The following is a 22,279-nucleotide window of genomic DNA, read 5'->3' as shown; positions in this document are numbered from 1 at the left end:
AAAATTAATGATTAATTAGGAGGAGAGATGATGAAGGTAACATTTCCCCAGATGGGGAGCTTAAGCATTCCATTACAGAGTTTTTTAAGAGATCTTAAGATAGATATGATAGTTCCACCGCCATTAACCAAAAGAACGTTAAATTTAGGAACTAAATATTCTCCAGAGTCAGCATGTTTACCCTTTAAATTTGTGTTAGGTAACTTTATTGAAGCATTAGATTTAGGAGCAGATGCTTTAATTATTGCTGGGGGTAATGGTCCGTGTCGTTTTGGGCATTTTGGAGAACTAGCCAATGATATTTTGAAGGATTTAGGATATGACTTTGAAATATATATATTAGAGCCACCGATAAGCTCAATAATTGAAGTCTTCAGGACGCTTTCTTCCGATTTTAGTTTAATTAAAGCGGGATTTGTCTTAAGGTTAGCATGGGCGAAGTTAATCCTGCTTGAAGAGTTAAAAAAGTTTAAGTTAATGGAAAGTGCCTACTTATCCAAGGGAGTGAGCCAAAGGTTAGATAATAAGTATTTGGAATTGATTTTAAAAGCTAAGGGCCATAAAGAATTATCTAGAATTAAAGAAAAATTTAAAATAGAGCTATTGGAAATAAGACCTCAACAACCAAATAACTTACTAAGAATAGGTATAGTCGGCGATATATATACTGTTTCAGAGTCCTTTGCTAATTTAGATGTAGAACGAAGGTTAAACGAATTAGGAGTTAAGATAGATAGGGCTGTCTTCTTAAGTAAATGGGTAAAAAATAATTTGATCTTTGGTGCGTTAGGACTGACCAGTAATCGACAAGTGATTAATGCTGCTAAAGATTACTTAAAAGAAGGAGTCGGAGGGCTTGGACTAGAAACTATAGGAGAGACTGTATTATATGGAGAAAAAGATTATGATGGTGTTATACAATTGGCACCATTTGGTTGTATGCCGGAGATTATAGCTAAAAGTTTATTTACAAAGATAGAAGAGAATTTAGAAATTCCGATTCTAACTTTAATTTTGGATGAACATTCGAGTGCTACAGGAGTCCAAACCAGATTGGAAGCCTTTGTTGATCTATTACAACAAAAAAAGAAAAATCCCAAAACATTCCTAGCCTAGGAATGTTTTAGTTATGCTTGGTTTGTCGATATGAAAGGAGCGTAAAGATGGCTCAAATAAATTTAGTATTATTTATATTACTTATTCTAGGAATAATATCTAAGAATAATTCATTGATTATATCTTCACTCCTATTATTGAGTTTAAGAATACTTAAACTGGACAACATTTTTCCGATTATTGATAGATATAGCATTAAATTAGGAATTATTTTAATTATGCTAGGTGTATTGAATCCAGTGGCTACTGGAGAAGTTGATCTGTTAGAGATTGTAGAGACTATCAAGAGTCCTATCGGGATAATTTCAGTAATTATGGGAGTTTTAGTGACTCAATTTACAAAAGAAGGGTTAAGTTTAATGAGTACTTCTCCTGAAGTGATCCCTAATTTGGTAGCTGGTATTATTATAGGAATAGCATTCTTTAAGGGGATGCCCAGCGGTCCATTAATTGCTAGTGGTATCACAGCCGTGTTAATTAAATTATTTAAATGATTTGATTATTCTTTTATATTAGAGTAGAAAAGATTTCTTGAAAAATTAAATTTAAACAGATATAATATAATAATGTTGAAGTCGAAAGTTAAGTCGGGGGTAGATACTTTGCAAGTAGTAGTAAATGTGGAGAATATTCAAACTGATGATGTAGGTAATCAAGAAAGACATTCTTTTGCTGTTGATGGACAGCTTTATAAAAAAAAGATAGGGTACTATCTAAGGTATAAAGAAGAGTTAGTTGAAACGGAAGATACAATTACTACTCTTAAAATTCAGGAAGATATGATTACTTTAATTCGTGATGGTGGGGTACGAATGAAACAGGAGTTTAAAGCTGGCGATAGTAGTCCTTTTGACTATGTGACTCCTTATGGGAAGCTAAGCTTTAAACTAGTAGTAAATGAGGTTGAGATTAAGACTGATGCCAATAGCGGAGATATTAAGTTAGAATATGTTTTAAAGGATGGAAATGATAGATTAATCAGTCAAAATCAGTTAATTATTACTTATGAGGAGGATCTTAATGGCTAATCTAGTCAATCAGGTTAGGAGTAAATTAGCAGAAGAAATAAGAAGTGCTATTAATGAGGCTATAACAGCAGGTGAACTTGACCTAAAAAATGTACCAGAGATTATGTTAGAAGTTCCACGAGAAGAAGCTCATGGAGATTATGCTACTAATATTGCAATGGTACTAGCAGGACAAGCTAAAATGGCACCGCGAGATATTGCTCAAATTATAGTTGATTATTTAACAGAAGTAGACTTGATTTCCAAAGTACAGATAGCAGGACCTGGTTTTATTAATTTTTATTTAAGTAATGAGTGGCTATATGAAGCAGTTGGGTTGATTTTAGAACAAAAAGAGAGTTATGGAAGTAGTGATTTTGGTCAAGGTGAGAAAGTACAAGTAGAGTTTGTAAGTGCTAATCCAACTGGGCCATTGCATGTAGGTCATGCTCGAGGTGCAGTAGTAGGAGATGTATTAGGTAGTATTATGGCAGAGGTCGGATTTGATGTTACTAAAGAGTATTACATAAATGACGCCGGTAATCAAATGGATTTACTAGGTAAATCAGTTGCTTTACGTTATAAAGAATTGACTGGATCTGAGGCTGAATTACCAGAAAATGCTTATCATGGTGAATATATTAAAGATATAGCTGCTGAGATATTTAATGTGCATGGTGAGAAATATTTAACTACTATTGAGTCTGGTGATTATGAATACTTTAGAGAAGTTGCTTATGAAGAATTATTGAATAACATTAAAGAAGATTTATTAGGGTTTGGTATTGAATTTGATAATTGGTTTAGTGAAAGAAGTTTACATCAAGAAGGCAAGATAAATGAAGTAGTTGAAGAACTAAAGAATAATGATTATATTTATGAAGATGAAGGAGCTCTTTGGTTTAAAGCTACAGAATTTGGAGATGATAAGGATAGAGTTGTGATTAAAGATGACGGATCTCCTACTTATTTGGCTGCAGATGTAGCTTATCATAATGATAAATATGAACGAGGATTTAAGGAAGTAATTAATGTTTGGGGAGCAGATCATCATGGCTACATTGAACGAATGAAAGCTATTGTAGAAGCTTTAGGCTATGATCGAGAGATGTTAAGGGTAATTATAGTTCAAATGGTTACTCTATTAAGAGATGGTAAGCAGTTTTCTATGTCAAAACGAGCAGGAAATTTTGTTACATTAAAAGATGTAGTTGAAGAAGTAGGACGAGATGCTGCTCGGTATTTCTATACTATGCGTAATACTGATAGTCATTTAGATTTTGATTTGGAATTAGCTAAAAAAGAATCAACTGAAAATCCTGTTTATTATATTCAATATGCACATGCTAGAATTTGTAGTATTTTAGATCAATTAGCAGAGCAAGAAGTTACAGTTGCTAATCTTTCAGAAGTTAATTTAGAGCAGTTAGATACAGATGTGGAGTTAGATTTAATTCAAGAATTAGTTAAATATCCAGATGAATTAGAAAAGAGTGCTCAAAGTAGAGCCCCTCATCATATGGCCAGTTATGCTCATGATTTAGCTGCTAGATTTCATAGTTTTTATAATAAATGTCGGGTTTTGATTGAGGATGAAGAATTGATGCAGGCTCGTATTCAGTTATTGTTAGCTACAAAACAAGTTTTGCTTAATCTGTTAAAGGTATTAGGTATTTCAGCACCAGAGAATATGTAGATATAAGATAATATATAATAAATATGCAAATGAATTCAGTAGAAAACATATCCTAGTCATTGAAATAAATTAGATATACAAGGGGATAAACTAATTATTAAGGAGGTTTAGTGAGTTGAAATTAGCATTGTTGTCAACTCTATCAGGATTCATATTAGGCAGTATCTTTTCATTTCTAAATCTTCCAATTCCGGCTCCTCCTAATTTGGCTGGGGTTATGGGGATAATAGGCATTTATCTAGGTTATTTAGCTATTAATACTTACTTTTAATAGTGTTTAAATTTAATTTGGGACTAGGAATGCTCAGGGCATTTATCCCTAAAATCTCCTAGTCTTTTTTCTTGAAAAGATCCATTTTTATTAATTCATCCAAGGGAGTGTTTTTATGACAAAATATATCTTTGTAACCGGAGGAGTTGTTTCTTCTTTGGGAAAAGGAATCACTGCTGCTTCGTTAGGGAGGTTACTTAAGGCAAGAGGGTTAGAAGTAAGCATTCAAAAATTTGACCCATATATAAATGTTGATCCAGGTACTATGAGTCCTTATCAACATGGAGAGGTTTTTGTAACTGACGATGGAGCAGAGACAGATTTGGATTTAGGACATTATGAAAGATTTATTGATATTAATTTAACTAAGAATTGTAATGTAACTACAGGCCAGATCTATCAGTCAGTAATTACTAAAGAAAGACGCGGTGACTATCTCGGAGGTACTGTGCAGGTTATTCCTCATATCACTAATGAAATTAAAGAGAGAGTGACTAGAGTAGGAAAAGAAAGCAATGCTGATGTAGTAATTACAGAGATTGGTGGTACTATTGGTGATATCGAAGGCTTACCATTTATTGAGGCAATTAGACAGTTTAAAGGAGATTTAGGTGCAGAAAATGTTATGTATATTCACTGTACTTTGATTCCATACTTGAAGACGGCCGGAGAGTTAAAAACTAAGCCAACACAACATAGTGTTAAAGAATTAAGGAGTATTGGGATTCAACCTGATGTAGTAGTCTGTAGAACAGGTCGTGACTTAACTGAATCTGTTAAAGATAAGATAGCTCTTTTCTGTGATATTGACAAAGAGGCGGTTATCCAAGTTATTGATGCTGAATGTATTTATGATGTTCCTTTGATTCTAGAAGAAGAAGGGTTAGCTAATATTGCTACTAATAAATTGGGTTTAGAGGCTGGAAAGCCTAATTTAGAAGAATGGCAAGATATTGTAAATAAGATTAAGAATTTAGAAAAAGAGACAACTATTGCAATTGTTGGTAAGTATATAGAATTACAGGATGCCTATATTAGTATTGTAGAAGCATTGCAACATGCTGGTATTGCCAATGATTCTGATATTAATATAAGGTGGATTTATGCTGAAGATTTAGAAGATGAAGCGGCTAAGGACTATTTAGAGGATATTGATGGAATTTTAGTACCAGGTGGCTTTGGTGATCGCGGTATTGAAGGTAAGATTAATGCGATTCGCTATGCTCGGGAAGAAGAAGTTCCGTTTTTAGGTATCTGTTTAGGAATGCAGTGTGCAGTGGTTGAGTTTGCCAGAAATGTTTGTGGTTTTCAAGGGGCTAATAGCTCTGAATTTAATGATATTACTTCAGATCCAGTAATTGATATTCTACCAGAGCAAAAGGATATTGAAGATAAAGGTGGAACTATGAGATTAGGTACTTATCCATGTAAAGTTAAAGAAGATACATTGACAGATGCGGCTTATCATAATGAAATTATTTATGAAAGACATAGACATCGGTATGAATTTAATAACCATTATCGTAAACTTTTTGAAGAATCAGGGATGATATTCAGTGGTGTCTCTCCTGATAATAAGTTAGTAGAGATTATCGAGCTAAAAGATCATCCTTGGTTTGTGGCTAGTCAATTCCATCCAGAGTTCAAATCTAGACCTAATCGACCACACCCATTATTTAAGGACTTTGTTGAAGCGGCTTTAAATTCTTAAGTAGAGGTGAATGAAAATGTCAAAAAAAATGATGATCGTTATAGCACTTCAAGTTTTATTACTTGTAGTAGGTATAGTCTGGTATCAGAATAGAACTATTAGTGATTATCAAGCGGTTGGAAGAGCTGGTAAACAGATATACGATGAAGCTTGCATATCATGTCATCCCATAACAGAATTTGATAATCGAAACTTATCAGTTGAATATACTAAAAAATTGGTTATAGAAGGTAGAGGCGTAATGCCTAAATATCCAGAAATTCAAGAACCGGAGTTATCTAGATTAGCTGAATATGTAAATCAATTATAATAAAAATAAAGACTTCTCCATGTATAATTTGGTTATTATTGGAAATAATATTTATATAACCATAACACATGGAGGGGTATTATTATGAAATTAATTATTAAGTTTACACTTTGTTTAATGATTATATTACTCATGTCTCAAATAGCAATGGCTGTCAATGTAGATAAAACAGTTAAAGGTAAGATAGTAGCTGTTAATAGTCAACAGAGTATATTTTTGTTAGAGAATGAGGAAGGCGTTAGTCAATATCAGATAGGTTTAGATACTAAATTATTACGTAATGGTAGATCAGTTTCTTTAAATGCTTTACGCCCTATTACAGCACAAGATTTTCAATCAGCTTTAATTAAGTTAAACTCACAAGGGAATGTAACTAAGGTTGTAACTGAATATGAAGTATTACCTATAGAAATTATAGAGGTTAATGAAGAGGAATCTGGATTAAAGATTCAGGTATTAAATTCTAATCGGTTATTAAATATTAATTTTGCTGATGAAATTGATTTAATGAGAAATAGTCAACAAGTAGGTTTTAGTAGTTTACAAGTAGGAGATCAAGGGTTGATTATCTTAGGCCTCAATAACCAGATTGTTAAAATTAAAGTAAAACATTATGAGTATTAAATAATGTAATTCGATTAGTTAATATTTCTAGTAGTCTAAAGGAATTTTTTATTTAACAGAGAATAACATTAGATAAAGGAGGTTAAGATAGATGTTAATCGATTATAAAGCCACTTTAGCTCTACGGTGTCCTATTTGTGGTGAAATTGGTCTGCATTCATTCACTATATTTGATTTTTCTGGTGGTGAAAATTTGCAGATAGAATGTGAATGTGGATTTAATAAAATGGTTATTGGAACTAATAATTATAAACAGTATTGGTTACAGTTTGCTTGTGTTATTTGTGAAGTAGAGCATATAACTTTCTATAAAGGTAATGAATTATGGTCATCTGATATTAAAGAAATTTCATGTTTAGAAAACGAAATAGAATTAGGTTATTTAGGTTTAGCTGATAAAGTGAAAAAAACGATAGAAGAAGAAGAAAAAGAGTTAGAATCAGTATTAGATGAAGTAGGTTTTGAAAATTATTTTAGTAGCCCAGAAATTATGTTATCTGCATTAAATTTACTTCATGATATTGCTGAAACAGGGGGTCTTTCTTGCCAATGTGGGAATGATGATATTGATATAGATATGTTTCCTGGTAAAATAGAATTACTTTGTAATCAATGTGACGGATTAACTACAATTAATGCAGAGACTAAGGCAGATTTAAATTTCTTAAAAAATATAAAAAAGATTGAAATGTTAGAAGGGGTAGTTAGTGCATTAGAAAAAAGGAATTAATTTAAAATATAATTAATTTAAAATATACATAATACAGGAGGTTTTATAGAATGTCATTAGTACCAATGAGTGATATTTTAGAAAAAGCTAATAGAGAAGGATATGCAGTTGGTGGTTTTAACATGAATAACTTAGAGGCATTACAGGCTATTATCGAAGCTGCTGAAGAGGAAAAATCACCAGTCATTGTTCAAGCCAGTGAAGGAGCGATTCGTTACATTAATATGGAATATGCTGTTGCCTTAGCTAAGGCAGCTGCAGATAAAGCTTCTGTACCAGTGGCTTTGCATTTAGATCATGGGGGCAGTTTTGAAAAAATAATTCAATGTATTCGAAATGGATTTTCTTCTGTAATGATTGATGGTTCTAAATTACCATTTGCTGAAAATATTGATTTAACTAATAAAGTTATTGAATCAGCACATGCTGCAGGAGTTACTGTAGAGGCTGAATTAGGTAAGATTGGTGGAACAGAAGATGAGCATACTGTAGAGGATAAAGCCGCAACTATGACTGACCCTGATGAAGCGGTAGAATTTATAGAGAAAACGGCGGTTGATGCTTTAGCTATAGCTATTGGAACAGCTCATGGAGTCTATAAAGGAGATCCAGAATTAGATTTTGGTAGATTAGAGGAGATTAATGAGAAGGTTGAGATCCCATTAGTCTTACATGGAGCTTCTGGAGTATCAGATGCAGATATTGCTAAAGCTATTGATTTAGGAATTAATAAGATAAATGTAAATACTGCATTTCAACAGATATTTACTGCTAAGATGCGAGAAGTGCTAGAAGACCCTGAAGTTTATGACCCTCGTAAAATTTGTGGTCCAGCTAAAGATGCAATGAAAGAGAAAGTAAAAGAAAAAATTAGATTATTTGGTAGTAATAATAAAGCATAATTAGTATTTTAAAGATAACAGTTATAGATAAATAATTTTAATACTAAAAGGTGCAGGATAATATTCTGCACCTTTTCTATACCTTTTTATCTCTTCCTGTTAATGTTGACTTTCAAAAGGAATTAGTGATATAATAGAAATGTTGTAGCTTGCTATATACAATTTAATAGTTAGGAGGCTAATCAAGTTGATTAAATTATGGAGTGTTTTTATCATTTCAGCATTAGCAATTATAATTGCTGGAACTAAACTGTCAAAGTACGGTGATGTAATAGCAATTAAGACAGGTTTAGGTCAGGCTTTGGTTGGTAGTATTTTAATAGCCGGGGCAACTTCATTACCCGAAGTAGTAACTAGTGCTACAGCTTCTTTAATTAATTCTCCAGATATTGCTATTGGTAATGTTTATGGTAGTAATACGTTTAATCTTATGATTTTAGCAGCAGTTGACCTTCTCCACGGGACAAGTCCATTTTTGTTGAATGTGCGCTCTAAACATATTCTTTCTGCTCTATTAGGAATTCTACTTTCAGCTATTGGAGTTTTATCTATCCTATCAGGAAGTTTTCTCAACCATAATTTTGATATATTAGGAATAGGAATGGGAAGTATATTTATTTTAATTACATATATTATTGGAGCAAGGCTAATCTATCGATATGAACGTAAGAATCAAGTTGCAGAAGAGGAAGAAGAGATAGATGGTGATATGTCTTTAAAAGAAGCAATCATCAAATTTATGTTAGTAGCTGTAATTATCATTGTGGCTGGTATTAAGTTAAGTCAATCAGGGGATCAAATTGCTGCATTGACTGGGTTAGAACGAACATTTGTTGGGAGTATTTTAGTGGCAGCAGCTACATCTTTGCCAGAGGTTGTAGCCTCATTTGGTGCTATTAAGATTAATGCCTATGATATGGCAGTAGGGAATGTATTAGGAAGTAATATTTTTAATATGGTAATTATTCTTGTTGCTGATTTATTCTATCGACAAGGTCCGGTTTTGGCTAATGTTTCTTTAAATCACACAGTTACTGCCTTGATAGGTTTAATTTTAAGTTCTGTTGTAGTGATTGGTCTTTTCTATCGTTCTAAGAAGACCTTTTTTAATATAGGCTGGGATTCTTTTGCGAATATTTTTATTTACTTAATAGGAGCATATTTATTATTTAATTTAGGGATTAATTTTTAAAGGATTTAAGGGAGGAAGTTTAGTTTGATGAATATTACTGAGTTAGAAGCAAAAACAATTACTGAATTACATGAAGTGGCTAAAGACTTAAATATTAGTGGTTATACACGTTTAAAGAAGAAAGAATTAATTTTTGACATATTAAAGAAAGAAACAGAGAGAGGAGGCCTGATCTTTGCTGAAGGTGTCTTAGAGATTCTTCCTGATGGATATGGCTTCTTAAGACCGACAAAGTACTTACCTAGTTCCGATGATATCTATATTTCGGCTTCACAAATTAGGAGGTTTGATTTAAGAACTGGGGATGTAGTTTCAGGACAAGTAAGAAGACCTAAGGATAATGAACGTTACTTTGCTTTACTACGGATTGAAGCAGTAAATTATGGAGGTCCAGAGTTAGCTAAAGAACGAGCTCATTTTGAAGATTTGACTCCTTTATATCCTGAAGAAAGAATCGTTTTAGAAGACTCTCCAGGGAATGTTTCAACTCGTTTAATTGATGTTATAGCTCCTATTGGCAAAGGACAGCGGGGTTTGATTGTAGCTCCACCTAAAGCTGGTAAAACGGTGTTATTAAAAAAAGTAGCCAATAGTATTGCTAAGCAATGTCCAGATGCTAAATTAATGATGCTATTAATTGATGAAAGACCAGAAGAAGTTACAGATATGAAAAGGTCAGTAGATGCAGAAGTTATTAGTTCTACCTTTGATGAGCCACCAAAGAATCATATTAAAGTTTCAGAATTAGTTTTAAAGAAAGCTAAGAGGTTGGTGGAACAAAAGCGAGATGTAATTATTTTATTAGATAGTATTACCCGTTTAGCTCGAGCTTATAATGTCAGTGTTCCTTCAAGTGGTCGGACATTATCTGGTGGGTTAGATCCTACTGCTTTGCATAAACCAAAAAGATTCTTTGGAGCGGCTAGAAATATAGAAGAAGGTGGTAGTCTCACTATTTTAGCTACTTCTTTAATTGAGACAGGTAGTAGAATGGATGATGTAATTTACGAAGAGTTTAAAGGTACTGGTAATATGGAATTACATTTAGATAGAAAATTAGCTGAGAAACGACTATTCCCAGCTGTTGATGTTACGAGGTCAGGAACCCGTAAAGAGGAATTATTATTAGGTGAATCTGAATTAGATACTATGTGGACTTTAAGAAGAGAGATTAATAATTTATCAAAACCAGAGATTATACAGTCATTCATTAAACATATCAAGAGTACAAAGTCTAATGAGCAGATGTTAAGTTCATTAAGTAAAGCATTTAAAGGATAACATAGTTGAAATCAATTAATAACTATGTTATAATATAACAGTTGAAATCTGAATAAATAAGAAATAGCCTGGATAATTAAGAAAGAGGTGACATAATAATGAAAAAGGGTATTCATCCAGAATATAATGGATCAGAAATTACATGTGCTTGTGGTGAAACTTTTGAGACTAAGTCAGTAGAAGGTGACTTACGTGTAGAAATTTGTTCTAACTGCCACCCTTTCTATACTGGTAAGCAAAAGAAAGCTACTAAGGGTGGAAGAGTTGAAAGATTCAAGAAGAAATATGGCATTGAGTAATCATAATAGGCAGAGCACTTGTGCTCTGCTATTTTCTTTATAATTTTTATTTTAGAAAGGAGGAGTAAAATGGCAGATGATGATCAATGTAATCACCAGTACGGTGGTCAAGCAGTAATTGAAGGTGTGATGATGAGAGGGAAGAAGAATCTGGCTATAGCTGTTAGAAAGAATGAAGATGATATTACTTTGCATACTGAAGTTATTAACTCTATTACTGATAAATTTTCTATCTTAGGTAAGCCTTTTATTCGTGGAGTTATCGCTTTGTTTGAATCAATGATAATGGGGATGCAGGCGCTAACCTTTTCTGCTAACCAAGTTGCTGAAGAGGAAGAAGAGGAATTAACTACTTTTGAATTAGTTATTACTATTGTGGTAGCTTTAGGATTAGCTATTCTATTATTTGTTGTATTACCAGCAACAGTGATTAAATTCATTGAAGCACATATTGATTCTAATTTGCTTTTAAATTTTATTGAAGGAATAATTAAAGTATCAGTTTTCTTATTATATATTATAGGAATTTCTCAATTGAATGATATTAAGCGGGTTTTTCAATATCATGGTGCTGAGCATAAGGTGATTCATAACTATGAATCAGGTTTACCATTAACTGTAGATAATGCTAAAGAACATACTCCACTTCATCCTCGATGTGGAACTAACTTTTTATTAATAGTAATGGTTACTAGTGTATTAGTTTTTTCATTTTTTGGACGTCCTGATTTTATAAATCGGATATTGATTCATATTGCTTTACTTCCTGTAGTGGCTGGTTTGTCATATGAAATTATTAAACAAGCAGGTAAAAGTGATGCTAATCGAATTATTAAATTAGTTGCTACTCCGGGGCTGTGGTTGCAGAAGTTGACCACTAGAGAACCAGATGAAGAACAGATAGAAGTAGCTATTAAGGCTTTAGAAGAAGTTTTAAAAATAGAAGAAAAGATTTAATCTTTAACCACCCTTTTTACAGGGTGGTTTTTGTGTAATTATATCATCTAATATTTACTAATGTTTTATAAATATAGAGTCTTGATTGAATTAATGTACAAAAAGTGATAAAATGTATAGATAGTATAGTACAGACAGTATTAAATTTGAATAAAAATAGTAATGGAGGTGAGGAAAACCTGTTTGGAGTATAATAAGCAGGTTAATTTATGTTTAATTTAAAAGAGGCATTAGAAGAAGCAGAAGCTAGATATATAAAATTAGGAAAGATGCTAAGTGATCCAGAAGTAATTAATGATCAGCAAAAATTCAAGAAGTTAGCTAAAGAGCATGCTAATCTTAAAGAATTAGTTGCTAAATATAGAGAATATAAAGAAATAATAGTTGGAATTGAAGAAGCTGAGGAATTATTAGAATTAGATGATGATGAAGAGACTATTGAATTAGCTAATATGGAGCTTGAAGAGTTAGAACCTAAAAAGGAAAAACTTGAAGAAATATTACCACTAATGTTAATTCCTAAAGATCCTAATGATGAAAAGAGTGTAATTGTAGAAATTAGGGCTGGAACTGGAGGAGATGAAGCAGCTCTTTTTGCTGGAGATTTATATCGTATGTATTCTCGTTACTCTGAAAATCAAGGTTGGAAGGTAGAAGTGATGAGTTCTAGTTCATCTGGAACAGGTGGATTTAAAGAAATTATTTTTGTTGTAGAGGGTAAGGGAGCATATAGTCGCCTTAAGTATGAAAGTGGTGTGCATAGAGTACAGCGGGTACCTAGTACTGAGTCCAGCGGCAGAATTCATACCTCTACAGCTACTGTAGCTGTTCTACCAGAAGTAGAAGATGTGGATATAGATATTAACCAGAATGATTTAAGTATTGAGACATATAGATCCAGTGGCCCAGGAGGTCAGAGTGTAAATACTACTGATTCAGCAGTAAGAATAACTCACGAACCAACAGAAATTGTTGTTTCTTGCCAGGACGAAAAGTCACAGCATAAGAATAAGCAAAAGGCAATGCGTATTTTACGTTCAAGAGTTCAAGAAAAAATAGAGGCAGAACAACAAGCAGAAGTAGCCAAAGAAAGAAAGACTCAGATTGGTAGTGGAGGTCGTAGTGAGCGAATTAGAACTTATAACTTCCCACAAGGTAGAGTAACAGATCACAGAATTAATTTAACTACACACCAAATGGATAGTATTTTAGATGGAGATATTGATGAAGTAATCGAGAGTCTAATTGCAGCTGATCAAACAGAAAAAATAAAACAGATGTATTAGTCAGGAAGCAGGTGGATTCTTTTGCAAGAAAGATTGAATATTAAAGAAATTTTAAACAGGACTACAGAACATTTCGAAGAATATGGTATACAGACTCCTAGATTAGATGCTGAAGTTTTATTATCTAATTTGCTTGGTATAGAGAGAATAGAATTATATGTTAATTTTGACCGTCCATTAGAAAAAGAAGAGATAGATGAATATAGGCAAAGGGTTATTGAACGTTCTAAACATATACCAGTTGCCTATATAATTGGTCACTGGGAGTTTATGTCACTTGATTTTAAAGTTAACCAAGACGTATTAATTCCTCGACCAGAGACGGAGCATTTAGTAGAAACAATTAGTCAGCATATTAGAGATAATACTAAGGAAAGTTTGACAGTTGTTGATCTCTGTACAGGCAGTGGCGCAGTAATAATTAGTTTAGCAGTCGAATTAAAAGATACAACTAAGCAGATTAATTATATAGCTACAGATATTTCAGAAGAAGCTTTAAAGATAGCTAAAGAGAATGCTAAACATCATGGAGTTATAGGTCAAATTAAATTTCTACAAGGAGATCTGTTAAAACCAATTAAAAATTTAGATGAAGAAGTAGATATTTTACTTTCAAATCCACCTTATATTCCTGATGAAGAGTTACAACAACTGCAACCTGAACTTGAATATGAACCAGAGATTGCTCTAAAAGGTGGAGAAGATGGATTAGAATTTTATCGTCGTATTATTGATCAATCAGCTAATATATTGGCTGAAGATGGTTTAGTAGCTTTAGAGGTTGGAGATCAGCAGGCTACAGATGTACAAAAGTTATTATTAAAGAAAAATTTCACTCGTATAAAAGTTCTTGATGATTATGCAGAGATTCCTAGGGTTGTTTTAGGTCATAATAATTTAGAAGATTAGTAGAGAGGGATGATTTGCTATTGAATTAAAAGATATAATGACTACAGACGTTATTACTGTTGGACCTACGGCTACTTTGCGTGATATAGCGTATTTATTGGTTGAGGAAAGGATTAGTGCTGTGCCGGTTGTTGACCCTAAGGAAGGTTTGCTAGGGATGATTAATGAAAGGGCCTTAATTAAGATGCCTTTACCTAGCTGTTTAGAATTATTAGGAGATAACTTTTATCTACCAGATGTAGATGTATATCGTAAGAAATTATTAGAAGGATTGAGTGAAAGTGTTTTAGATCATCTTATAGAGGCCCATACATTTAGTTATGATACTCCTATAACTCAGATCGCTGCGACTATGATTAGTAAAAATATAAGAGAAGGAGTAATTATGAAGGAGGCTGAGATTGTAGGCATTATTAGTAAATCAGATATAGTCAGAGCTATGATTAATGCTAACCAATCTAATAATGGTATAGAAGAATAAATGCTCATCTATATAACTTAAATAAGTAATTATATAGAACTGAAAGTTAATAACTTTCAGTTCTATTAGGGCTCTAAAATATACTAATAAATAGAATGCTAAGAGGGATTAATACTTTTGTGGAGGTTATTAATTACTAACCTAGGTAAAAGTATTAATCTTGATTGGTACCAAAAAATATAGGAGATGATAAAAATGGAAGATGCAATGTTAGCAACCATAATCTTCTCTGGAACTTATTGGTTTATAATTACAGAGAAGTTACACAAAGCAACTATTGCTCTATTTGGTGCTGCATTAATGGTGCTATTCAAGATTTTGACTCAAGAGGAAGCGTTTCATTATGTGGACTTTAATACTATTGGGCTTTTAATCGGAATGATGATTATTGTAGCTATTACTAAGAGGACAGGTCTTTTTCAGTATTTAGCTATTAAGGCAGCTAAATCAGCAAATGGTGACCCGGTCAAAATTTTAGTAAGTTTTTCTATAGTTACAGCGATTTCTTCAGCTTTATTAGATAATGTAACTACTGTTCTTTTAATGGCTCCGGTTACTTTGTTGATTACGGATTCTTTAGAGGTTAACCCTACTCCTTATCTTATTACACAGATATTAGCTTCAAATATTGGAGGAACAGCTACCTTAATCGGTGACCCTCCTAATATTATGATTGGGAGTGCAACAGATTTAGGGTTTTTAGATTTCGTAATTAATTTAGCTCCAGTAGTGATAGTTATTTTCGTAGTGATTATTCTTATTCTTAAAAAACTATATGGTAAAGATTTATCAGTCTCTGAAGATATTAAGAGAAAGATATCTGAATTTGATGAAGATAAAGCTTTACAAGATAAACAATTATTAATTAAATCAATTGTGGTGCTAGGTATAACAATTTTAGGTTTTGCTTTTCACCAAACGTTGGGATTAGAATCAGCTATAATAGCTCTTTTTGGAGCATCTTTACTTTTGGTTTTAAGTAATTTAGATCCAGAAAAGGTATTAGAGGATGTTGAATGGCCGACTATTTTCTTCTTTGGTGGATTATTTGTAATAGTAGGCGGTTTAGAAGCTGTAGGGATTATTGAAGAAATAGCTTATCAGGTCATGGAATTTACTCAAGGTGATTTAGTTTTAATGGCTTTATTAATATTATGGGTATCAGCTCTTGCCTCTACAGTTATTGATAATATTCCTTTTGTTGCTACTATGATTCCTATAATTAAAGCAATGTCTGAAGTAGGGGCTGGTCTTGAAACAGAACCGCTTTGGTGGGCTCTAGCTTTGGGAGCATGTTTAGGAGGAAATGGTTCACTAGTAGGAGCTTCAGCTAATGTAGTGGTAGCTGGAATAGCTGATAAGCATGATAATCCTATTTCATTTACTAATTATCTAAAAGTAGGTTTTCCTTTAATGCTACTGATGATAGTTATTTCATCAATTTATATCTATTTAAGATATTTAATTTAGTATGAGTTGATATGCAGCATAAGGATAAAGTAGTGATAATTAGGTAATATTATAAGTGATATTTATTTTTTTATAGTATATAATATATTATGTACAAGAGAGACCCACTAATTTTAATTATTAGTGGGTCTTTAAAAGATAAAAATTGGAATAAGGGAGATATAGTGATTAAATGGAATTTTTAAAAGGGACAAAGATATTTAAAGTAAATGATTCTAATGCTATACTAGAGTGTAGTAATATTCTAAGAGAAGGGGGAGTAGTGGCTTTCCCCACTGAAACAGTATACGGTTTAGGAGCTAATGCTTTAGATTCTAAGGCAGTAAAGAGAATATTTAAAGCAAAGGGAAGACCAGCAGATAACCCGTTAATAGTACATATAGCAGATTTAAAACAATTAAATGACTTAGTAACAAAAATCCCTAAAGAAGTTAAATTATTAAGCCAAAAATTTTGGCCAGGGCCCTTAACTTTAGTTTTAAAGAAAGAGGATGTAGTACCTGAAATAACTACAGGTGGACTAGATACAGTGGCTATTAGACTTCCAGGTCATGATGTAGCATTAAATTTATTACAGAAAAGTCAGCTACCGATAGCTGCTCCTAGTGCTAATCTTTCTGGCCGTCCGAGCCCTACTACAGCTCAACATGTTATTGCAGATTTAGCAGGAAGGATTGAAGCTGTTATCGATGGAGGACCAACAGGAATAGGAGTGGAATCAACAGTAATTAGCTTAGTAGAAGAACCTCCCACTTTATTAAGACCAGGGGGGATAACTTATGAAGAGCTTAAAGATCTATTAGGAGAAGTTGATATCGATTCAGCAGTAGAAGCTGAAATAGAGGATGAAAATAGGCTAGCGTTATCTCCAGGGATGAAGTATAAACATTATTCCCCAGATGCTGAAGTTTTAGTAATAGAAGGGCAAAGAACTAAAATAGCTAATGAGATTATGACATTGACAGATCAATATTTAGAAGAAGGATTAAATGTAGGAGTTATGGCAACTAAAGAAAACTCAGATTCTTATACTAAAAGTCAGGTAAAAGTAATGGGGAATCGTAGTAACTTAATGGAAATAAGTTCCAATATTTTTAGACTATTAAGAGAATTTGATGAGATGGAAGTAGATATTATTCTGGTGGAGGGGTTATCTACTATAGGTCTAGGTTTAGCTATCATGAATAGATTAAGAAAAGCAGCTGGGTATCAAATAATTAATGTTTAGATAATTATGGGGGTAGGATTGTGGAAACTAAAATCTTATTTGTTTGTACTGGAAATACTTGTCGAAGTAGCATGGCAGAGTATATATTTAATCATTTAGCTAATAATGAAAAATACGAGGTTGAATCGGCTGGAATTTCAGCTATTGAAGGTGCAACTGTATCTGCCCAAGCTGAACAAGTGATGGGTGAGAAAGGAATAGATATTTCTGATCATGAAGCACAAAAAATAAATGAAGAGTTAATAGAAGAAGTAGATTTAATATTAACTATGACTCATCAACATAAGAATTCTATTTTAAATATGGTACCAGAGAGTAGAAGGAAGATATTCACTTTAAAAGAATTTGTAGAAAATACAGAGAAGTTAGAAGAGACAACTGAAGAATTGCAAAAATTATATAGTCAGATTAATCAAACAAGGGAGAATTTTTTAGAAGAAAATGGTGTTAAGATTGAACGATTAAGAAAGAGACATAAAGAATTAATGCAAGAAATTGGAGAAGTTGAGGATGAATTAAACAGATTAGAAGAGAAATTATCTAAAAAAGTTAATAAGGATAAAAGAGAACTAAAAAGATTGCAAAGTGAAGTGCAGGATTTAGATATTAGTGATCCTTTTGGACAGCCTGTTTCTATTTATCGTCAATGTGCTAAAGAGATCCAAGATTATATTGAATTAGCAATTAAAAAGTTAGAGGATTTTTAGGGGATGAATAATTCTAATTATGAGCAGGAGAATACTCATGCTTAAAGAATAAATATATGGAGGTGGCATAAATAATGAAAGTAGCATTAGGAAGTGATCATGGAGGATATGAAATAAAAGAAGAAGTAAAAACTTATTTAGAAGAAGTAGGAATTAAATATAAGGATTTTGGAACTTATTCTACAGAATCAGTTGATTATCCAGATGTTGCTACTCCAGTAGCAAAGGCAGTGTCCAACGAAGAGTTTGATAGAGGAGTTTTAATCTGTGGGACAGGCATTGGGATGTCAATTACTGCTAATAAATTTAAAGGAGTTAGAGCAGCATTATGCCACGATTTATTTTCAGCCAAGGCAACAAGGAGTCATAATGATTCTAATGTGTTGACTATGGGTGAAAGGGTTATAGGTAAAGGTTTAGCATTGGAGATAGTTAAAGTTTGGTTAGAGACAGAATTTGATGGTGGAAGACATTTAAGGAGAATTAATAAGATTACAGAGGTTAGAGATTAAAGTAAGAGAGTGGAGTAAGGAGTGTTATATAATGGAAGAGATAAAAAGAACAGATTCTGAAATAGCGGATGTTATCCAAAAAGAAGAGAAGAGACAGAGAAGTCATTTAGAACTAATAGCATCGGAAAATTTTGTTAGTGAAGCAGTACTAGAAGCTATGGGGACTGTTTTAACTAATAAGTATGCTGAAGGATATCCAGGAGCTAGGTATTATGGTGGATGTAAGCATGTAGATGTAGCTGAAGAATTGGCTATAAAGCGAGCTAAGAAATTATTTGGAGCAGACCATGCTAATCTCCAACCGCATTCAGGTTCCCAAGCTAATGCAGCTGTTTATTTTACTGCTTTAGAATCTGGAGATACAGTTTTAGGTATGGACTTATCCCATGGTGGACATTTAACTCATGGAAGTAAAGTGAATTTTTCAGGAAAGCAATTCAACTTTATTTCGTATGGAGTGAATAAAGAGACTGAAAGAATAGATTACGATCAACTTTTAGAATTAGCTAAAGAACATCAACCAAAATTGATTGTAGCCGGAGCTAGTGCTTATTCACGAAAGTTAGATTTTGCTAAATTTAGAGAAGTTGCTGATGAGGTAGGAGCTTATTTAATGGTAGATATGGCTCACATCGCTGGCTTAGTAGCAGCAGGATTACATCCTAATCCAGTACCTTATGCAGAATTTGTAACTACTACTACTCATAAGACTTTAAGAGGGCCAAGAGGCGGAATGATTTTTTGTAAAGAAGAGTTTGCTAAAGGTATAGATAAAGCTATATTCCCAGGGATTCAGGGCGGTCCTTTGATGCATGTGATTGCTGCTAAAGCTGTTGCACTCAAGGAAGCATTAGAGCCAGAGTTTAATGATTATCAACAACAGATTATAGATAACGCTAAAGTTTTATCTGAAGAAATTAAAGCAGGTGGTTATAGATTGGTCTCTGGAGGTACGGATAATCATTTAATGCTAATTAACTTGACTGATAAAGATATTACTGGTCTAGCAGCAGAAGAGGCTTTAGATAAAGTAGGAATTACAGTTAATAAGAATACAGTTCCTTTTGAGACTAGAAGTCCAAAGGTTACTAGTGGAATTAGAATAGGTACTCCAGCTGTTACTACTCGAGGAATGAAAGAAGCAGCAATGAAGAAAATTGCTAAATTTATTGTTAAAATTTTAAATAATCCAAATAATAAGAAGGTAAAAGAAGAAGTTAGAGCAGAATTAAAAGAATTAGTTATTAAATTTCCATTACATAAAAAATAATTCAAGGAGGCAGTTAACTAATGAGTGAAGTACACATTATTGATCATCCTTTAATTCAGCATAAGTTAACTCATATTCGTAATAAGAATACAGGGGCAAAAGAGTTTAGAGAATTAGTAGAAGAAGTATCAACTTTAATGGCCTATGAAGTAACTAGACACCTACCTTTAAAAGAAATTGAAGTAGAAACGCCGGTAATTAAAGCTAAATCTAAAGTTATTGCTGGTAAGAAATTAGGAATTGTACCAATTTTAAGGGCAGGTCTAGGGATGGTAGATGGTATTCTAAAATTAATCCCTACTGCTAAGGTAGGACACGTAGGACTATACCGTGATCCTGAAACATTAGAACCAGTGGAATATTACTGTAAAATGCCTACAGATATTGAAAAAAGAGAATTAATTGTGGTTGATCCTATGTTAGCTACAGGAGGTTCAGCAGAAGCAGGTATTCAGTTTGTTAAAGATAGAGGTGGCAAAAAGATAAAATTTGTTTGTTTAATTGCTGCTCCAGAAGGAGTAGAGAGGATCCAAAAAGCTCATCCTGATGTAGATATATATACTGCGTCAGTAGATGAAAAATTAAATGATCACGCATATATTGTTCCAGGTTTAGGCGATGCTGGGGATAGGCTTTATGGTACTAAATAAATTAGAGCCTAATATTTCAGATGGTAGACCTAGCTGGGATGAATATTTTATGGAGCTAACTTCAGTAGTCGCTAAACGTGCTACTTGTTTACGTAGAAAGGTAGGAGCTCTTTTAGTTAAAGAAAGAAGGGTTTTAGCGACTGGTTATAATGGGGCTCCTAGTGGTTTAGAACATTGTGGAGAAGTAGGTTGTATTAGGGATGACCAAGAAGTTCCATCTGGAGAAAGGCATGAGCTTTGTCGTGGTTTGCATGCTGAGCAGAATGCAATTATTCAGGCAGCATTACATGGGATTTCTATTGATGGTGCTACTCTATATTGTACTCATCAACCTTGTGTACTTTGTGCTAAAATGATAATTAATGCCGGTGTGGATCGGATAGTATTTGGGGGTTCTTATCCTGATGAATTATCACTTAGCATGTTAAAGGAAGCGGGAATTGAACTAGAAGAGTTTGCTAATTAACATAAAATGGCATAGGGATATGGTTGACAATTCCGGCAGTGCTTTATAGAATAGGGGAGAGGAGATAGATTAGAAGGGATGATTAAGATGTTAAAGTATATTGTTGCTTTTGCAATAGCATCCTTAATAACTTATGTTTCTACCCCTATAGTTAAAAAGTTAGCGTTTTTAATAGGAGCTGTAGATGAACCGAATGCTCGTCGAATAAATAAGCACCCAATTCCTAGTTTAGGTGGAATTGCTATCTATGTTGGTTTTGTATTGTCAGTAATGCTATTATTAGAGCATGATATAAAATTAGTTGGAATTATAGCAAGTAGTACTCTTATTTTAATTGTTGGCTTAGTTGATGACATAAAGGGTATTTCACCTAAAAGTAAATTCATATGGCAAATCATGGCTGCTATAGTACTGACATCATTCGGGATTAAGATTCAATTCATTACTAATCCTTTTGGTGGAATATTATATTTAGGAAAGTTAAGTATTCCTTTTACGGTATTATGGTTAGTGGCTATTACTAATACTGTTAATTTAATCGATGGCTTAGATGGATTAGCTGCAGGAGTTTCCAGTATAGCTGCTTTAACTTTATTTGCTGTAGCTATGCAGGAATCTGAATTTATAGTAATGGCTTTAGCTATTGCTATAGCAGGAGCTTGTTTAGGATTTTTGCAGCATAATTTCAATCCAGCTCAGATATTCATGGGGGATACTGGGTCGTTATTTTTAGGGTTTTTATTAGCCACGATTTCAGTTATTGGATCCTTAAAAGGGGCAGCAGCTATGACATTGATAATCCCTATATTGGCATTAGGTGTTCCAATTTTTGATACTATGTTTGCTATTATTAGGAGACATCAAAAAGGTAAGCCTATCTTTAAGGCTGATAAGGGTCATATCCATCATCGATTATTGGAGTTCGGTTTGAATCATAAACAGGCAGTAATAGTTGTATATTTGGTGAGCATATCTTTAGGGATGGTAGCTATTGCTATTAATAGTGCTTCGGAATTACAGGCTTTATTGCTTTTAATTACTATTGTTGTTATATTGCTTTATGGTTCTTATAAATTAGATATTATTAATTTGAATTCTACTAATAAGAATTATGAAAATATAAGTTGATGATTATGCCGACTAGTTTAAATTTAAACTAGTCGCTTTTTCATACATATATTGTTAATAAATGAATATAATAATT

General features: G+C 33.0%; 25 protein-coding genes. All 25 read left to right on the top strand.

The window, feature by feature from the left end; all coding sequences use genetic code 11:
• Positions 1–30: 30 nt before the first annotated feature.
• The 25 genes from B5D41_RS04880 to B5D41_RS04760 all read left to right on the top strand — a co-directional run bounded on the left by B5D41_RS04880 (position 31) and on the right by B5D41_RS04760 (position 22,203).
• Positions 31–1,116: a hypothetical protein gene (locus B5D41_RS04880; RefSeq protein WP_078809494.1), complete on the top strand. Its 1,086-nt coding sequence runs from the start codon at positions 31–33 to the stop codon at positions 1,114–1,116.
• Positions 1,117–1,163: 47 nt separating this feature from the next.
• Positions 1,164–1,610 carry a DUF441 domain-containing protein gene (locus tag B5D41_RS04875; protein ID WP_078809493.1) on the top strand — a complete coding sequence of 149 codons (447 nt, stop codon included), beginning with the start codon at positions 1,164–1,166 and terminating at the stop codon, positions 1,608–1,610.
• A 108-nt stretch (positions 1,611–1,718) separates the two neighbouring features.
• Positions 1,719–2,144 (top strand): YwiB family protein, encoded by a 426-nt coding sequence (locus B5D41_RS04870; RefSeq protein WP_159442887.1) that lies wholly within the window; start codon positions 1,719–1,721, stop codon positions 2,142–2,144.
• A complete protein-coding gene (argS, locus tag B5D41_RS04865) occupies positions 2,137–3,819 on the top strand; it encodes an arginine--tRNA ligase (protein ID WP_078809491.1) in 1,683 nt (560 codons plus the stop codon). Before B5D41_RS04870 ends, argS begins: the two co-directional genes overlap by 8 nt.
• 115 nt (positions 3,820–3,934) lie before the next feature.
• Positions 3,935–4,090: a XapX domain-containing protein gene (locus B5D41_RS04860; RefSeq protein ID WP_078809490.1), complete on the top strand. Its 156-nt coding sequence runs from the start codon at positions 3,935–3,937 to the stop codon at positions 4,088–4,090.
• 115 nt (positions 4,091–4,205) lie between these two features.
• Positions 4,206–5,801 carry a CTP synthase gene (locus B5D41_RS04855; RefSeq protein WP_078809489.1) on the top strand — a complete coding sequence of 532 codons (1,596 nt, stop codon included), beginning with the start codon at positions 4,206–4,208 and terminating at the stop codon, positions 5,799–5,801.
• A 16-nt stretch (positions 5,802–5,817) separates the two neighbouring features.
• On the top strand, positions 5,818–6,111 hold the full coding sequence (locus B5D41_RS04850; RefSeq protein ID WP_159442886.1) for a c-type cytochrome: 294 nt from the start codon (positions 5,818–5,820) through the stop codon (positions 6,109–6,111).
• A gap of 84 nt (positions 6,112–6,195) precedes the next feature.
• Entirely contained in the window at positions 6,196–6,735 is a 540-nt protein-coding gene (locus tag B5D41_RS04845; RefSeq protein ID WP_078809487.1) for a hypothetical protein, read from the top strand.
• Between the two features lie 91 nt (positions 6,736–6,826).
• Positions 6,827–7,465 carry a hypothetical protein gene (locus B5D41_RS04840; RefSeq protein WP_078809486.1) on the top strand — a complete coding sequence of 213 codons (639 nt, stop codon included), beginning with the start codon at positions 6,827–6,829 and terminating at the stop codon, positions 7,463–7,465.
• A 50-nt stretch (positions 7,466–7,515) separates the two neighbouring features.
• Complete coding sequence (locus tag B5D41_RS04835) at positions 7,516–8,367, top strand: class II fructose-1,6-bisphosphate aldolase (RefSeq protein ID WP_078809485.1); 852 nt, start codon at positions 7,516–7,518, stop codon at positions 8,365–8,367.
• Positions 8,368–8,554: 187 nt separating this feature from the next.
• Complete coding sequence (locus tag B5D41_RS04830) at positions 8,555–9,559, top strand: sodium:calcium antiporter (protein WP_078809484.1); 1,005 nt, start codon at positions 8,555–8,557, stop codon at positions 9,557–9,559.
• 27 nt (positions 9,560–9,586) lie between these two features.
• Positions 9,587–10,840 carry a transcription termination factor Rho gene (gene rho / locus B5D41_RS04825; RefSeq protein ID WP_078809483.1) on the top strand — a complete coding sequence of 418 codons (1,254 nt, stop codon included), beginning with the start codon at positions 9,587–9,589 and terminating at the stop codon, positions 10,838–10,840.
• 98 nt (positions 10,841–10,938) lie between these two features.
• Entirely contained in the window at positions 10,939–11,139 is a 201-nt protein-coding gene (rpmE, locus tag B5D41_RS04820) for a 50S ribosomal protein L31 (protein WP_078809482.1), read from the top strand.
• 69 nt (positions 11,140–11,208) lie between these two features.
• Entirely contained in the window at positions 11,209–12,096 is an 888-nt protein-coding gene (locus B5D41_RS04815) for a DUF1385 domain-containing protein (protein WP_078809481.1), read from the top strand.
• 209 nt (positions 12,097–12,305) lie between these two features.
• Positions 12,306–13,382, top strand: coding sequence for a peptide chain release factor 1 (prfA, locus tag B5D41_RS04810; protein WP_078809480.1), 1,077 nt, complete (start codon positions 12,306–12,308; stop codon positions 13,380–13,382).
• 21 nt (positions 13,383–13,403) lie between these two features.
• On the top strand, positions 13,404–14,291 hold the full coding sequence (gene prmC, locus B5D41_RS04805; protein ID WP_078809479.1) for a peptide chain release factor N(5)-glutamine methyltransferase: 888 nt from the start codon (positions 13,404–13,406) through the stop codon (positions 14,289–14,291).
• A 37-nt stretch (positions 14,292–14,328) separates the two neighbouring features.
• Positions 14,329–14,772 (top strand): CBS domain-containing protein, encoded by a 444-nt coding sequence (locus B5D41_RS04800; RefSeq protein WP_078809478.1) that lies wholly within the window; start codon positions 14,329–14,331, stop codon positions 14,770–14,772.
• Positions 14,773–14,967: 195 nt separating this feature from the next.
• Positions 14,968–16,242, top strand: coding sequence for an ArsB/NhaD family transporter (locus tag B5D41_RS04795; RefSeq protein ID WP_143555663.1), 1,275 nt, complete (start codon positions 14,968–14,970; stop codon positions 16,240–16,242).
• 172 nt (positions 16,243–16,414) lie between these two features.
• A complete protein-coding gene (locus B5D41_RS04790) occupies positions 16,415–17,470 on the top strand; it encodes an L-threonylcarbamoyladenylate synthase (RefSeq protein WP_078809476.1) in 1,056 nt (351 codons plus the stop codon).
• Between the two features lie 20 nt (positions 17,471–17,490).
• Entirely contained in the window at positions 17,491–18,177 is a 687-nt protein-coding gene (locus B5D41_RS04785) for a low molecular weight protein arginine phosphatase (protein ID WP_078809475.1), read from the top strand.
• Positions 18,178–18,251: 74 nt separating this feature from the next.
• Entirely contained in the window at positions 18,252–18,689 is a 438-nt protein-coding gene (rpiB, locus tag B5D41_RS04780; protein WP_078809474.1) for a ribose 5-phosphate isomerase B, read from the top strand.
• A gap of 31 nt (positions 18,690–18,720) precedes the next feature.
• Entirely contained in the window at positions 18,721–19,959 is a 1,239-nt protein-coding gene (gene glyA, locus B5D41_RS04775; protein WP_078809473.1) for a serine hydroxymethyltransferase, read from the top strand.
• 20 nt (positions 19,960–19,979) lie between these two features.
• Positions 19,980–20,609: a uracil phosphoribosyltransferase gene (gene upp / locus B5D41_RS04770; protein ID WP_078809472.1), complete on the top strand. Its 630-nt coding sequence runs from the start codon at positions 19,980–19,982 to the stop codon at positions 20,607–20,609.
• Positions 20,596–21,075, top strand: coding sequence for a deoxycytidylate deaminase (locus B5D41_RS04765; protein WP_078809471.1), 480 nt, complete (start codon positions 20,596–20,598; stop codon positions 21,073–21,075). The genes upp and B5D41_RS04765 overlap by 14 nt, the downstream gene beginning before the upstream one ends.
• A gap of 87 nt (positions 21,076–21,162) precedes the next feature.
• A complete protein-coding gene (locus tag B5D41_RS04760) occupies positions 21,163–22,203 on the top strand; it encodes a glycosyltransferase family 4 protein (RefSeq protein WP_078809540.1) in 1,041 nt (346 codons plus the stop codon).
• The last annotated feature ends 76 nt before the right edge of the window (positions 22,204–22,279 follow it).

The sequence above is a fragment of the Selenihalanaerobacter shriftii genome (assembly GCF_900167185.1).
Classification (GTDB): Bacteria; Bacillota; Halanaerobiia; order Halobacteroidales; family Acetohalobiaceae; genus Selenihalanaerobacter; species Selenihalanaerobacter shriftii.
This window is presented reverse-complemented; position numbering and strand designations above follow the sequence as displayed.